Source organism: Lysinibacillus sp. FSL M8-0216, assembly GCF_038595555.1.
Taxonomy (GTDB): Bacteria; Bacillota; Bacilli; order Bacillales_A; family Planococcaceae; genus Lysinibacillus; species Lysinibacillus fusiformis.
On sequence record NZ_CP152007.1, the window covers coordinates 2,587,820 to 2,600,569 of the forward strand.

The 12,750-nt window shown below is 39.8% G+C and carries 11 protein-coding genes and 1 riboswitch; of the genes, 4 read left to right on the plus strand and 7 right to left on the minus strand.

The genetic code is table 11. The features are described from left to right. Nucleotides 1-55: 55 nt before the first annotated feature. The 7 genes from MKX57_RS12635 to parE form a co-directional block, all read right to left on the minus strand. Nucleotides 56-805: a TatD family hydrolase gene (locus MKX57_RS12635; protein WP_089987189.1), complete on the minus strand. Its 750-nt coding sequence runs from the start codon at nt 803-805 to the stop codon at nt 56-58. Next, complete coding sequence (locus MKX57_RS12640; RefSeq protein ID WP_089987190.1) at nt 795-1,544, minus strand: ABC transporter ATP-binding protein; 750 nt, start codon at nt 1,542-1,544, stop codon at nt 795-797. Before MKX57_RS12640 ends, MKX57_RS12635 begins: the two co-directional genes overlap by 11 nt. Further along, nucleotides 1,519-2,292, minus strand: coding sequence for an ABC transporter permease (locus MKX57_RS12645; RefSeq protein WP_089987191.1), 774 nt, complete (start codon nt 2,290-2,292; stop codon nt 1,519-1,521). Before MKX57_RS12645 ends, MKX57_RS12640 begins: the two co-directional genes overlap by 26 nt. Then, the gene (locus tag MKX57_RS12650) at nt 2,289-2,582 is read right to left on the minus strand and encodes a thiamine-binding protein (RefSeq protein ID WP_008178760.1); all 294 of its coding nucleotides are present in this window, start codon (nt 2,580-2,582) and stop codon (nt 2,289-2,291) included. The genes MKX57_RS12645 and MKX57_RS12650 overlap by 4 nt, the downstream gene beginning before the upstream one ends. A gap of 1 nt (nt 2,583) precedes the next feature. After that, nucleotides 2,584-3,579: an ABC transporter substrate-binding protein gene (locus tag MKX57_RS12655; RefSeq protein ID WP_089987192.1), complete on the minus strand. Its 996-nt coding sequence runs from the start codon at nt 3,577-3,579 to the stop codon at nt 2,584-2,586. A 155-nt stretch (nt 3,580-3,734) separates the two neighbouring features. Beyond that, a riboswitch (TPP riboswitch) is annotated at nt 3,735-3,845 on the minus strand. A 123-nt stretch (nt 3,846-3,968) separates the two neighbouring features. Beyond that, nucleotides 3,969-6,407 (minus strand): DNA topoisomerase IV subunit A, encoded by a 2,439-nt coding sequence (gene parC / locus MKX57_RS12660; RefSeq protein WP_089987193.1) that lies wholly within the window; start codon nt 6,405-6,407, stop codon nt 3,969-3,971. Further along, nucleotides 6,404-8,380, minus strand: a complete 1,977-nt coding sequence (gene parE / locus MKX57_RS12665; protein WP_008178755.1) for a DNA topoisomerase IV subunit B — start codon at nt 8,378-8,380, stop codon at nt 6,404-6,406. The genes parC and parE overlap by 4 nt, the downstream gene beginning before the upstream one ends. A 536-nt stretch (nt 8,381-8,916) precedes the next feature. On the opposite strand from parE, the gene plsY reads away from it, so the two are divergent. The 4 genes from plsY (at nt 8,917) to MKX57_RS12685 (ending at nt 12,748) form a co-directional block, all read left to right on the plus strand. Further along, the gene (gene plsY / locus MKX57_RS12670; RefSeq protein ID WP_008178753.1) at nt 8,917-9,519 is read left to right on the plus strand and encodes a glycerol-3-phosphate 1-O-acyltransferase PlsY; all 603 of its coding nucleotides are present in this window, start codon (nt 8,917-8,919) and stop codon (nt 9,517-9,519) included. A 19-nt stretch (nt 9,520-9,538) separates the two neighbouring features. After that, nucleotides 9,539-9,829: a HesB/YadR/YfhF family protein gene (locus MKX57_RS12675; RefSeq protein ID WP_008178751.1), complete on the plus strand. Its 291-nt coding sequence runs from the start codon at nt 9,539-9,541 to the stop codon at nt 9,827-9,829. A gap of 147 nt (nt 9,830-9,976) precedes the next feature. Beyond that, complete coding sequence (locus tag MKX57_RS12680; protein WP_008178750.1) at nt 9,977-11,521, plus strand: spore germination protein; 1,545 nt, start codon at nt 9,977-9,979, stop codon at nt 11,519-11,521. Nucleotides 11,522-11,548: 27 nt separating this feature from the next. Beyond that, the gene (locus tag MKX57_RS12685) at nt 11,549-12,748 is read left to right on the plus strand and encodes a Ger(x)C family spore germination protein (protein WP_089987195.1); all 1,200 of its coding nucleotides are present in this window, start codon (nt 11,549-11,551) and stop codon (nt 12,746-12,748) included. The last annotated feature ends 2 nt before the right edge of the window (nt 12,749-12,750 follow it).

Consider the following 12,750-nt stretch of genomic DNA (forward strand, 5'->3'; position numbering starts at 1 on the left):
ATCCTATACTGCTTTTATTATTGTAGAAAACACAAGTGTCACTTACAAAATTAGTTTAAAGTCGATAAAAGTTTGTCGTATTTTGAGTGATAATTTGAGCCGCTTCTTGTATAGACAATCCCTTGATGGCTGCAATCACCTCAATCGTCGAATGTATCATCCACGGAGACGTAGGTTTATTTGTAAATGGACCTTCAAACGGCCATGGACCATCTGTTTCAACCATCATTAATTCAATCGGGTAGATTTGAATTAACTGTTGAATTTCCTCTTCATACAATGCATCAGGCGTAACGGAGATAAAATAACCTTGCTGAATCATGCGTTTCACAACTGCCTCGTCCCCTTTAAACCAATGGAAATGTGCCTGACGAAGCTGATGCTTTTCTAGTAATTCGCACACAACGGTAGCATCCTCATACACAGCATGCAATACAATCGGTTTGTCCAACTCTTTCGCCAATACGATAAATCGTTCCAATAAAGCCTCATACGGGCGAACATCCAAAACTTGTTCTTGCCTTAAATAATAGGGTAAACCGACCTCGCCGACTGCTATCATCTCATCACTATGCGAGCGAATCCAATCAAATAAAGCCTTCTCTTCTATTTCACTCGGTAAAGGTTGCTCGGGATGGAAACCAAAAGCTGCCTTCACTTTGGGATAGACCTTCGCTAAATTCAACGTCTTTTGACAGGAGGACAGCTGCATACTTACCGCAATTAATGCCTCTACTTCTTCCAATAAAGAAGGTATTTCCACGTCCTTATACTGATCTAAATGAATATGGGCATCAATCAACATGCAAATCACCCTTTTCTTCCTGTAAATACATGAATAATTGTTGCTTCAAGGCTGTGAATGTGGCCGAATGACGAATTTCTTCTTTGCGAGGACGCTCAAACGGGACAATGATTTCTTTTTTCACCGTTGCAGGTCGTTTCGATAAAACAAGTATACGATCCGCTAAAAAGAGTGCCTCCTCAATACTATGTGTGACAAATAAGATGGATTTTCGATGTTCTTCCCAAATGGACAGTAGCCATGCCTGCATTTCCAGTCTTGTAAATTCATCGAGCGCAGAAAATGGTTCATCTAGACATAAAATAGGTTTATCACTGACAATGGCACGGATGAAGGATACACGTTGTTGCATCCCTCCAGATAGCTGGTTTGGATAAGCATGGCTAAAGGAAGCAAGTCCTACCTTTTCTAGCCACCCCTTTGCACGTTCAACATTAGGCTTTTGCTGCAGTTCCTCAACTATAGTTACATTCTCTAAAATAGTACGCCAAGGCAGTAGACAAGGCTGCTGTGGCATATAGCCAATTGTTCCTCTTTTTTGCAGGATATCCTCTCCATTTAATAAAATCACCCCTTGATCAACCGAAGAGACCCCACCAATTAATTGAAAAAGGGTACTTTTACCACTGCCGGATGGACCTACAATGGCCACAAACTCACCATTCTTGACATCAAAGGAAATATTATCAAGAACATGTAGACTGTTAAAGGACTTAGCGATGTTTTGAATGCTGAGCATGATAACTTCTCCCCTTTACCATTAATTTTTCAAGCAAACGAATACTACTAAATAACAATAAGCTTAACAAGACAATCGCAAAAATTGCGACAAACACTCGATCTGTACGGAAGGAGGATTGTGCTAAGGTCATGTATACACCAATTCCCTTTTTCGCACCAAGCCACTCCGCAATGACTGCCCCCATTACGCTATAAGTTGCAGCAATTTTTACACCTGAGAAAATAGCTGGGTAGGCATGTGGCCATTCTAGTTTCCAAAACGTTTGGGCCTTCGTTGCACCAATCATTTCAAAGTAATGCTTTAACTCGGGTGCTGTTTGACGAAAACCGTCCATTGTCGCTATGACAATAGGGAAAAAGCACACTAGACAAATAATGATGAGCTTTGGTAATAAGCCAAAGCCAAACCAAATAATAAGCAGCGGTGCTAACACAAGAATAGGTATGTTTTGCGACATAATGAGAATCGGATAAAATAACGACCGAATGAAAGGAAAACGATGCAAAACAATTGCCACTGTTAGACCACAGCCAACTCCAATAGCAAGTCCTAGTAAAGCTAATTGCACAGTAGCCAGAGCATGTGGCAGGAACGTCTGATACGATTGAATGCCTTCTACTACAATTATGCTCGGTGCTGGAAGGAGCCATGGAGGAACATCAGCGATATGCACAACAAGCTCCCATATGAATAAGAGGAAGGCGATAAAAATTATCGTCCTTCCCTTTTGTAATGCCCGTTTCATGACTGATATTTCTCCGTTAATGTAGCCATTGTAATTCCATTTGGTTGATATAAAATTTTTACTTGTGTAATGACATTAATGGCTCCTAGCTCGACCATCTTAATATTCATTTTTTCAATGATTTGAAGGAGAGTTGTAAGCTCACCCTCCATCGTTGTTTCAAGTGGATGAACCTCATATTTCACACCAGATGCATTAATAACTGCAATGGCCGCATCTACATAAGGAATGACATCCTCATACTTCTCTGTCTTCGGAATAATTTGGACACTGATTAATGAATTTGCCATGTTATTTGGCCTCCTTTTTCGGTAAGAACTCATTCGTAAACGCTTGTTTAGCATCAAATTCGCCCTCTAATACTTTGTTGCTCGACATCCATTTAGCATAGTTTTCCCATACAGAAAGCTTTTGCTCACCCCATTGTTTAGCGTCATCCTGATACTTATCAGCCAACCACTCTTGGCTTTTATGCACTAATTCCTTATCTAAGTCTGGGGCTTCTTCTAGTAAAATATCGGCAGCTTCATTCGGATGCTCGATTGCATATTCATAGCCCTTCGATGCAGCCGCAACAAAAGCTTTGACGATGTCTGGATTGTTTTGAAGCATTTTTTCATTAGTTGCTAAAACAGGTGTATAGTAATCTAACTGATCACTGTAGTCCGTTAAATACAGCATATTAATCTTTTCCCCACGAAGCTCTGCCTCAATTCCTGTCCAAGCATAATAAATCCAAGCAAAGTCGATGTCTTTTTTCATCATTGTGAAGAAATCTAAATCTCCTGCATTGACAATCTCTAATTTATTAATATCAGCGTTTTCTTTTTGCATTAATGATTGTAATACTGCTTGTTCGAGTGGCGCCCCCCAGCCACCATAAGTTTTTCCTTCAAAGTCCTTTGGAGATGTAATACCCTTTGATTCTACAGAAGCAAATCCAGATGTATTATGCTGGATGATGGCTGCTATTGAGACAAGTGGCACATCCTGAACACGAGCCTGTGTAATGCCCTCCTGATAGCTCACGCCAAATTCTGCCTTACCGGAAGCTACGAGCTGATCGGCTCCTGCCTCTCCTGGCATAATAATATCAACATCTAAGCCCTGTTCTTCAAAATAACCAAGCTTTTTCGCAACATACAATCCTGTATGATTCGTATTCGGTGTCCAATCGAGAACCACTGACACCTTTTTCTTTGTATCAGCAGCTTGCTTGTCCTCCTTGTCGCTACAGCCTACTAACGTCAATAGTGCCGCTATTAAAATAAATAACCATTTTTTCATGCTAGGTCCTCCCAGTTTGTAATATGAAAGCGTTCAAGAATGAATGTTGTCACCAGAAGAAAGCGTAATATACGGTTGGTAAGATATTGATTGAAAAACAAAAAAACGCCTAGGATTCCTCCCAGACGTATTGCAATCAATCTCCAAAACTTTTGCTTTTTTGAATAGATGTTCCCTACGCTGGTACGAGCCAAATCAGGTTCAAAGGGTCAGTGTCTATCGGACACAATCTCAGCTAGCCATAACTAGCCCCCCTACATTCTTTCGCTATGAACTTTTCGATGATTATTATACCCATAGTTGATCCAAAATGACAAGATGCTATTTTTGGATAGTTGTTCCACTCCAACAAATAGCCCAGCTCTACAATATAGAGACTGGGCATGATTTTAGCTTGGTTTTTGTTCTTTTTTGGCCGTTAAGACATGGGAAATGGCTCCATCTGTTGCAATATCCACTTTAAATGAACCATTAGAATGACGATCAGCACGTGTCAATGCTTGAACATCAATAAACTCTTGGACGCCTTTTTCAGTTTCAATCACAACCTGCTCATCGTTTGTCGCTTGAATCACAGCGACAATTCGGTGAGGATTTGCTTTTAATTCTGTCAGGACTTTAAGACCACGTTTGGCACGACCTGCTATTTCTACCTCTGCGACATTCATTTTCTTGACAGCCCCTCGTTGTGTCACAATAACGACATATTGTGTTTCATCTGGCTGTAAAACATTGACCCCTACTAAAGCTTCTCCATCTTTTAACGTAATCCCTTTAACGCCGCCTGTTTTCACACCAGTAACTGGTAATTCCTCAATAGGGAATCGAATAGCATACGCCGTATCAGTTGTTAAGAGCAATTCCACATCATCCGTCATAAACGATGCATAAATCATTGCATCGCCCGCTTTAACATTCATTGTTTTAATCGGCTTCGAGTAACGCGTCACTGCATAATCTGCGAGCGGTGAACGTTTAATTTGTCCATCTTTCGTAGCAGTTAAAATATACGTATTTGGTTGTTCAAATGTTTCAAAGCCATAGACTGCAATAATTGATTCATCTTCACTTGTTGGCACAATACTAGAAATATGCTGACCAAGGTCCTTCCAACGAATATCAGGCAATTCGTGAACTGGCTGATAAATATAATTCCCTCTATTTGTAAATAACAATAGATGATGCTGCGTATTTAAGTTTGCTTCATACAATAAGTAATCGGAATCCTTCATCGCAAAATCTTGACCATTGGAAGCGGCATGGGATCGTGTAGAAGTACGTTTAATATAGCCATCTTTCGTGACAGTCACCACAACCTCTTCGCTTGGAACAAGGACATCTAATGTAATTTTAATTTCTTCAATTTCTTGTTCAATTCTCGAGCGACGCGGCTCTGTGAAGCGTTTTTTAATATCTAGTAATTCCTGTTTAATGACACGTACAAGCTTGGCCTCGCTTTGTAAAATTCCTTCTAGCTTGGCAATCAATTTATTTAAATCATCCTGTTCTTGGCGGAGCTCTGTAATATCGGTATTCGTTAAACGATATAATTGCAGGCTCACAATCGCCTCTGCTTGTACCTCGGTAAAATCGAACTTTGCTTGTAAATTGAGCTTGGCATCCTTCTTATCATTTGAAGAACGAATTGTCGCAATGACTTCATCTAAAATAGACAATGCTTTAATTAAGCCATCTACGATATGGGAACGATCCTTTGCCTTTTGTAAATCATATATAGAACGATTTGTGACCACTTCTTTTTGGTGAGTAATATAGGCGTCCAATAATAATGGTAATGTCATCATCGTTGGGCGACGATTATGAATCGCAATCATATTAAAATTGTAAGCTACTTGTAAATCTGTTGTTTTAAATAAGTACTGTAAAATCCCTTGTCCAGGAACATCCTTTTTCAGCTCGATTACGACACGTAACCCTGTACGGTCAGATTCATCACGAATTTCAGCAATCCCTTCAAGGCGTTTATCTACACGCTGCTCATCAATTTTTTTTACAAGATTCGCTTTATTCACGTCGTATGGTAATTCGGTAACAACGATTTGCTCTTTGCCACCCTTAATAGGTTCCACCACAGCCTGCGCACGGACAATAATTTTACCACGCCCTGTTTCATATGCCTTTTTAATGCCGTCCACACCTTGAATAATACCGCCTGTTGGGAAATCTGGACCTTTGAGTACCGTCATCAATTCATCCACTGTTGCAGTAGGCTTGTCTAAGCGCATCAATACAGCATCTAGCACTTCATCTAGTGCATGAGGTGGAATATCAGTTGCATAACCCGCAGATATCCCTGTAGAGCCGTTTACTAGTAAATTAGGGAAACGTGCTGGTAAAACAGTTGGCTCCATATCCTGATCATCGAAGTTTGGTACGAATTCAACCGTTTTCTTCCCGATATCTCGTAACATTTCACCCGCAATCGCAGATAGTCTTGCCTCAGTATAACGCATGGCAGCTGGAGGATCTCCATCAACTGAACCGTTATTCCCATGCATTTCAATGAGCATATGACGAGCTTTCCAATCCTGACTCATACGTACCATTGCCTCATAGACAGAGCTATCTCCGTGTGGATGGTAATTACCGATTACATTACCGACTGTTTTAGCCGATTTACGGAAAGGTTTTTCGTGTGTATTACCTTCTGTAAACATCGCATATAAAATTCGACGCTGTACAGGTTTAAGACCGTCACGTGCATCTGGCAACGCGCGGTCTTGAATAATATATTTACTATAGCGACCAAAACGGTCACCCATTACTTCTTCTAAAGGTAAATCTTGAAACTTTTCTGTGCTACTCATGCTTGGCCCTCCTCTTGTTGGATGAATTCATTTTCTAAAATGTTAGCATCATCCTCCATACCGAAGTCTACATTGGCTTCGATCCATTTACGACGTGGCTCTACCTTATCGCCCATTAACGTCGTGACACGTCTCTCTGCACGTGCACCATCCTCGATTGTGACACGAATTAATGTACGTGTGTCAGGGTTCATTGTTGTATCCCATAGCTGGTCTGCATTCATCTCACCAAGACCTTTATAGCGCTGTAATATGTAACCCTTTCCAACTTGTTTAATGGCCTTTTGTAAATCGTTTTCTGTCCAAGCATATTCAATCACTTCTTTTTTGCCAGTCCCTTTAGAAACTTTATAAAGTGGCGGTAATGCAATAAAGACTTTACCAGCCTCGATGAGCGGACGCATATAACGGTAGAAGAACGTTAATAGCAATACTTGAATATGAGCGCCATCTGTATCAGCATCGGTCATAATGACTACTTTATTGTAGGCTGAATCCTCAACAGCAAAATCTGTTCCAACACCTGCACCAATCGCATGAATAATCGTTGAAATTTCTTCGTTTTTCATAATATCCTGAAGCTTGGCTTTTTCCGTGTTAATCACTTTCCCGCGCAGTGGTAATATTGCCTGGAATGTACGATCGCGACCTTGTTTTGCAGAACCACCCGCTGAATCACCTTCGACTAAATATAATTCATTTCTCGCCGCATTACGTGACTGTGCAGGCGTTAATTTCCCTGACAGAATCGTACTACCCTTTTTGTTTTTCTTACCATTTCGCGCATCCTCACGAGCTTTGCGAGCCGCTTCACGTACTTGCTGCGCACGAATCGCTTTACGCACAAGAGATGCCGACAATTCAGCATTTTCCTCTAGCACATACAAAATTTGCTCAGACACCACACTATCTACTGCTGAACGGGCCTCACTTGTACCAAGCTTGCCCTTTGTTTGTCCTTCAAATTGTAATAAGTGCTCAGGAATACGGACAGATACGATAGCTGCTAAGCCCTCTCGAATATCCGTTCCTTCCAAGTTTTTATCCTTATCCTTTAATAAACCAATTTTTCTTGCGTATTCATTAAAAACACGCGTCAGAGCTGCTTTTGCACCTGTTTCATGGGTACCGCCATCTCGTGTCCGTACATTATTAACAAACGACAAAATCGTTTCAGAATAACCATCGTTATATTGGAAGGCGAACTCTACTTCAATATCATCTTGAATACCTTCCACATATTTCACAGGATGAAGAACATCTTTCTCTTCATTCAAATACGCAACGAAAGCTTCAATGCCGTTCTCATAAAAGAACATATCATTTTTGCCTTCCTCGCGCTCATCAATTAATTCAATTTTTAAGCCCTTTAATAAAAAAGCTGACTCCCTTAAACGTTCTGCTAACGTATCATAATTATATTTTGTAACAGAGAAAATCGTTTCATCAGGTAGGAAATGAACAAGCGTACCTGTCTGCTTCGTTTGACCAATTTCTTCAAGTGTTGTCACTGGATGTCCACCATGCTCGAAGCGCTGGCGATATTTTTTACCATCACGATGGATGGTTACTTCTAAAAATGTGGATAGCGCATTCACGACAGAAGAACCTACACCGTGCAAGCCGCCACTCGTTTTATAACCGCCTTGTCCAAACTTACCACCTGCATGAAGGACAGTAAAAATAATTTCAGGAGTAGGTTTACCCATCTTATGCATACCAGTTGGCATTCCACGGCCAAAGTCGCGTACGCTAATACTCTGGTCTTTGTGAATCTTGACAATAATATGAGATCCAAAGCCAGCCAATGCTTCATCCACCGCATTATCAACGATTTCATACACAAGGTGATGAAGTCCACGGCCATCTGTGGAACCGATATACATGCCTGGTCGTTTGCGCACCGCTTCTAATCCTTCTAATACTTGTATAGCGTCATCATTATAGACGCTAGGTGACTGTTTATTCGTCAAAAAAATTCCCCTCCAAAAAACAAACACTTGTTCTATTTATGTTCTCATCCTAATAATAATAGCATTTCCTGTCAATAGTTAGCGACAGGTCCCATTAAATTTTTAAAAATTGCTCACAGTTTTAATATACACTTTAAATAGTAAACATCTTCAACAGTTGCTTAAAATTGGAATTTAAGCAAGACAGACTACCACTAGTATCCGTAAACACCTGACGCATCGTAGCTTATTTAGTTGCAATATAGTTGATGCGTCAATGTCATGTAAATGAATAAAGTTAGACTTCTATTCTACCAAAGGAATGAACGAATGACAAAATTGCCTTTTTGCCTATATTTTAATAAAGAATTTTTTCGTTCTTTCATCAATCATGCCTAAAAGCCTATCTCTAACTTACTTTAGTTTCTTTTGTATTGAATTCAAGACTCCTTACGAAATCTCCTTCATAACATTGTAGATTAGCAAGAAAAAGTGTAAAATACTTGTTACAAACTATTAGTACCAAGTGATGGACTATGAATGAAAGGAGTCCAACTATGATCAATGGACTTATTATTTTATGTGCTTATCTAATCGGCTCTATACCTTCAGGGCTATGGATAGGTAAAATTTTTTATAATACCGATATCCGAGAACATGGAAGCGGTAATCTTGGAGCAACCAATACGTTCCGAACATTAGGAAAAAAAGCTGGTATTGTTGTGACTGTGATGGATGTTCTAAAAGGGACTGCCGCTGTCTTACTAGCTGCACTTCCAATATTCTCAGACAGTTCTATCCATTCCTTAATCCTAGGTCTTGTTGCAGTGATTGGTCATATGTTTCCAATCTTCGCCAATTTCCGTGGTGGAAAAGCCGTTGCCACATCAGCAGGTGTTTTATTAGGCTATTCATGGCCATTGTTTGTCTTGCTCCTAATTGCCTTTCTTGTGACATTGAAAATCACAAAAATCGTCAGCTTAACATCTATGATAGCCGCTTTAGTAGCACTTATCTATTCAATCGTTTATTATTTTGTTACAGGTGACTTTGCATTAAGCATCTTGGTAGCCTTTTTATTTACCTTTATTATTTATCGTCATCGTGCCAATATTGTACGTATTAAAAATGGCACCGAGCCAAAGGTAAAATGGCTGTAAGAAGAGAGGAGCATTCGCTATGAAAATTGCACTGACAGATGAAGCCCTACAATGGTTCAAACAAGAGATGGAAGTAGAACCTGGCGATACTATTCGCTTTTATGCACGCTATGGTGGCTCAAGTCCTTTTCACGAAGGCTTTTCACTAGGCATGACGCGAGAAGAGCCCATCGGCATTGGAGCAGAAGCAGTCATTGATGGCGTAACCTATTACATCGATGAAAAAGATTTATGGTTCTTTAACGATCACAATCTACATGTGGACGTGGATGCTAGTTTAGATGAATTACAATACGAGTATCGTACATAAAGCAGTATTTTCCTTTCAGTCTCTGAAAGGAAATACTGTTTTTTTATTTGAAAAATAGTAGCTAGAATTTCATTCCTTTTTTCGTTTATCTCCGCACAAAGTTGTCCATTCTATATATAGTGAACATCCATTTGAGGAGGAAAACCCATGTCCATATCAAACAAGATCGATCCCTCCCCATCCCTTACAACGGACGATTTATTAAACACTTCCCTTGCCAAAAATATAAAAGTCATTCAAAACACTCTCGGTCATAGCAATGACATCATTATACGAGAAATTACCATTGGTGAAGCTGAACCCCATCGACTGGCCATTATTTCCATTGATGGCTTATCCGATAAAACGATGATTTCGGATTCAGTGATTGATAAATTAATGGCGAATATTGAGGAAGAACAAGAAATTGAAATTACTACCATTAATCAATATGTGCGAAGTTCCTATTTAACTGTTGGTGATGTGATGAATATCGAAAATTTCACATCATTGTATTATGCCATCCTTAATGGTGAAACCGTCATTTTATTAGACGGCTTTGCTGAAGGCATTGTAACAAGTACGAAAAGTGCAAAGGATAGAGCTGTCACAGAGCCCTCAACCGAATCCGTTATTAGAGGACCTCGAGAGTCCTTTACTGAAACTTTGCGTACGAATACCGCGCTCATTCGACGAAAAATAAAAAGTCCAAATCTTTGGATTAAGTCTCGAGTCATCGGTGAAGTGACACAAACAGATGTCGCCGTGATGTATATACATGGTATCGCCAGTGACAAAATTGTTGCGGAGGTGTTAGCGCGGTTAGATCGCATTAATATCGATGGCATTTTAGAAAGTGGCTATATTGAGGATTTTATTCAAGATTCTAAAAATACCATGTTTCCAACCATTTACAACTCAGAACGGCCAGATGTTATTGCTGGTGAATTATTAGATGGGAAAGTGGCGATTCTAGTAGATGGTACCCCCTTTGTATTAGTGGTGCCTGCATTATTTACTTCCTTTTTGCAATCAGCAGAAGACTACTATCAACATTGGATGATTAGTTCCCTCATTCGTATTTTACGTTTCTTTGGTATTAGTTTGGCATTGGTAGCACCATCTCTCTATGTTGCGATTACGACGTTTCATCAAGAAATGCTACCGACGGCCATGCTAATTAGTATCGCCTCACAACGAGAAGGCGTGCCCTTCCCTGCCGTAGTGGAAGCACTTATTATGGAGCTTGCCTTTGAGATACTACGAGAGGCAGGGCTTCGAATGCCGCGAACAATCGGTCCAGCTGTGTCCATCGTAGGTACGCTGGTAATTGGCCAGGCAGCGGTAGATGCCGGTGTTGTCTCGGCTGTAATGGTTATTATAGTGGCATTAACGGCCATTTGTAGTTTTTTATTCCCTGCTTATGGTTTGTCCAATACGATTCGTGTACTGCGCTTTCCATTAATGATCTTAGCTGCTATGTTTGGTCTTTTTGGAGTTATGTTTGGCATTATTATCATTATTCTTCATTTATGCAGCATTCGTTCATTTGGTGTACCGTATTTAAGCCCGTTTGCTCCTTTAATTTTACAGGATCAAAAAGATGCATTTTTATTGCTTCCTCGTAGACGTTTATTAACACGTCCACGTTTAGTCAATCAGAAAAACGTTGTTAGAGGGCATAAATATGTCCCAAGAACAGGTCGGAAATAAAACTACTGAACAAATGAGGAATAAAATATGGCAAAAGTAAAAGTAATCTGCTTACTATGCATCCTCACTTTACTGTTAAGTGGTTGCTGGAGTAAGCGTGAATTAAATGAATTAGCCATTGTTGTAGCGCTTGGTATAGACAAAGTAGATGATGAGTATGAGATTACCGTTCAAATAGTTGATCCTAGTGAGGTTTCCATGCGACAAGCTTCCACTCAGCGCTCCCCTGTTGTCAGCTATCATTCTAGAGGGGAAACAATTTTTGAGGCCATCCGCAAAATGACTACCATTGCTGCACGGAAGCCATATTTTGCCCATCTACAGGTAGTCGTTTTAGGTGAAGATCTCGCTAAAGATGGAATCAGTGATTCATTAGATTTAATTGCACGAGACCATGAGTTTAGAAAGGATTTCGATGTCATCATGTCTTATGAGGCTACAGCTAAGGAAGTGTTAAATGTTCTCACACCTATCGAAAAAGTTCCTGCTAATAAAATCTTAAACTCCCTCAAAGTTTCTGAAAAAGTTTGGGGCTCTACTATTGCTATTAATATAGACGAATTGGTCACAAGGCTCAGTGAAAAGGACAATGGGGCTTTGATTTCTGCGATTGAAGTTCATGGGGATAAACGGTTAGGGGCCGATCAAACAAACGTCCAACGTGTTAAAACACCTGTGTTGTTAAAATATGCAGGATTGGCCATCTTTAAAGGAGATCAATACATTGGTTTACTTTCAGAGGGAGAAAGTAAAAGTATTAGTTTCCTCAGTGACAAAATACAAAGTACGATTGAAATCGTCACCTGTCCAAAGCAAGGTACACTCTCAACTGAGATTACGAAATCCTCCACAAAAGTAAAGGGATCATTTAAGAATGGGAAACCGCAAATTGATGTCCAAATAAATGTGGAACAAAATGTAGGAGAGGTCGAATGTGATATCAATCTAACGAAAAATAAAACGGTGGATTATATCAATAAAAAAACAGCACAGGGCATCGATGAACGTATTGAAAAAACATTAGAAAAAATTCAACAGCAATACCAAGTGGATGTTTTAGGCTATGGTGATGCCCTACATCGTGCAGATGCTAAACAATGGAAAAAAATCAAAAACGATTGGCCAAATATCTTTCCTGATCTACCAATCCATGTTCATGTAAAAGTGACAACACAAGGTTTAGGCACAATGCAAAACTCATTATTAAAAAAGCCAAAGGAGGGATAGTG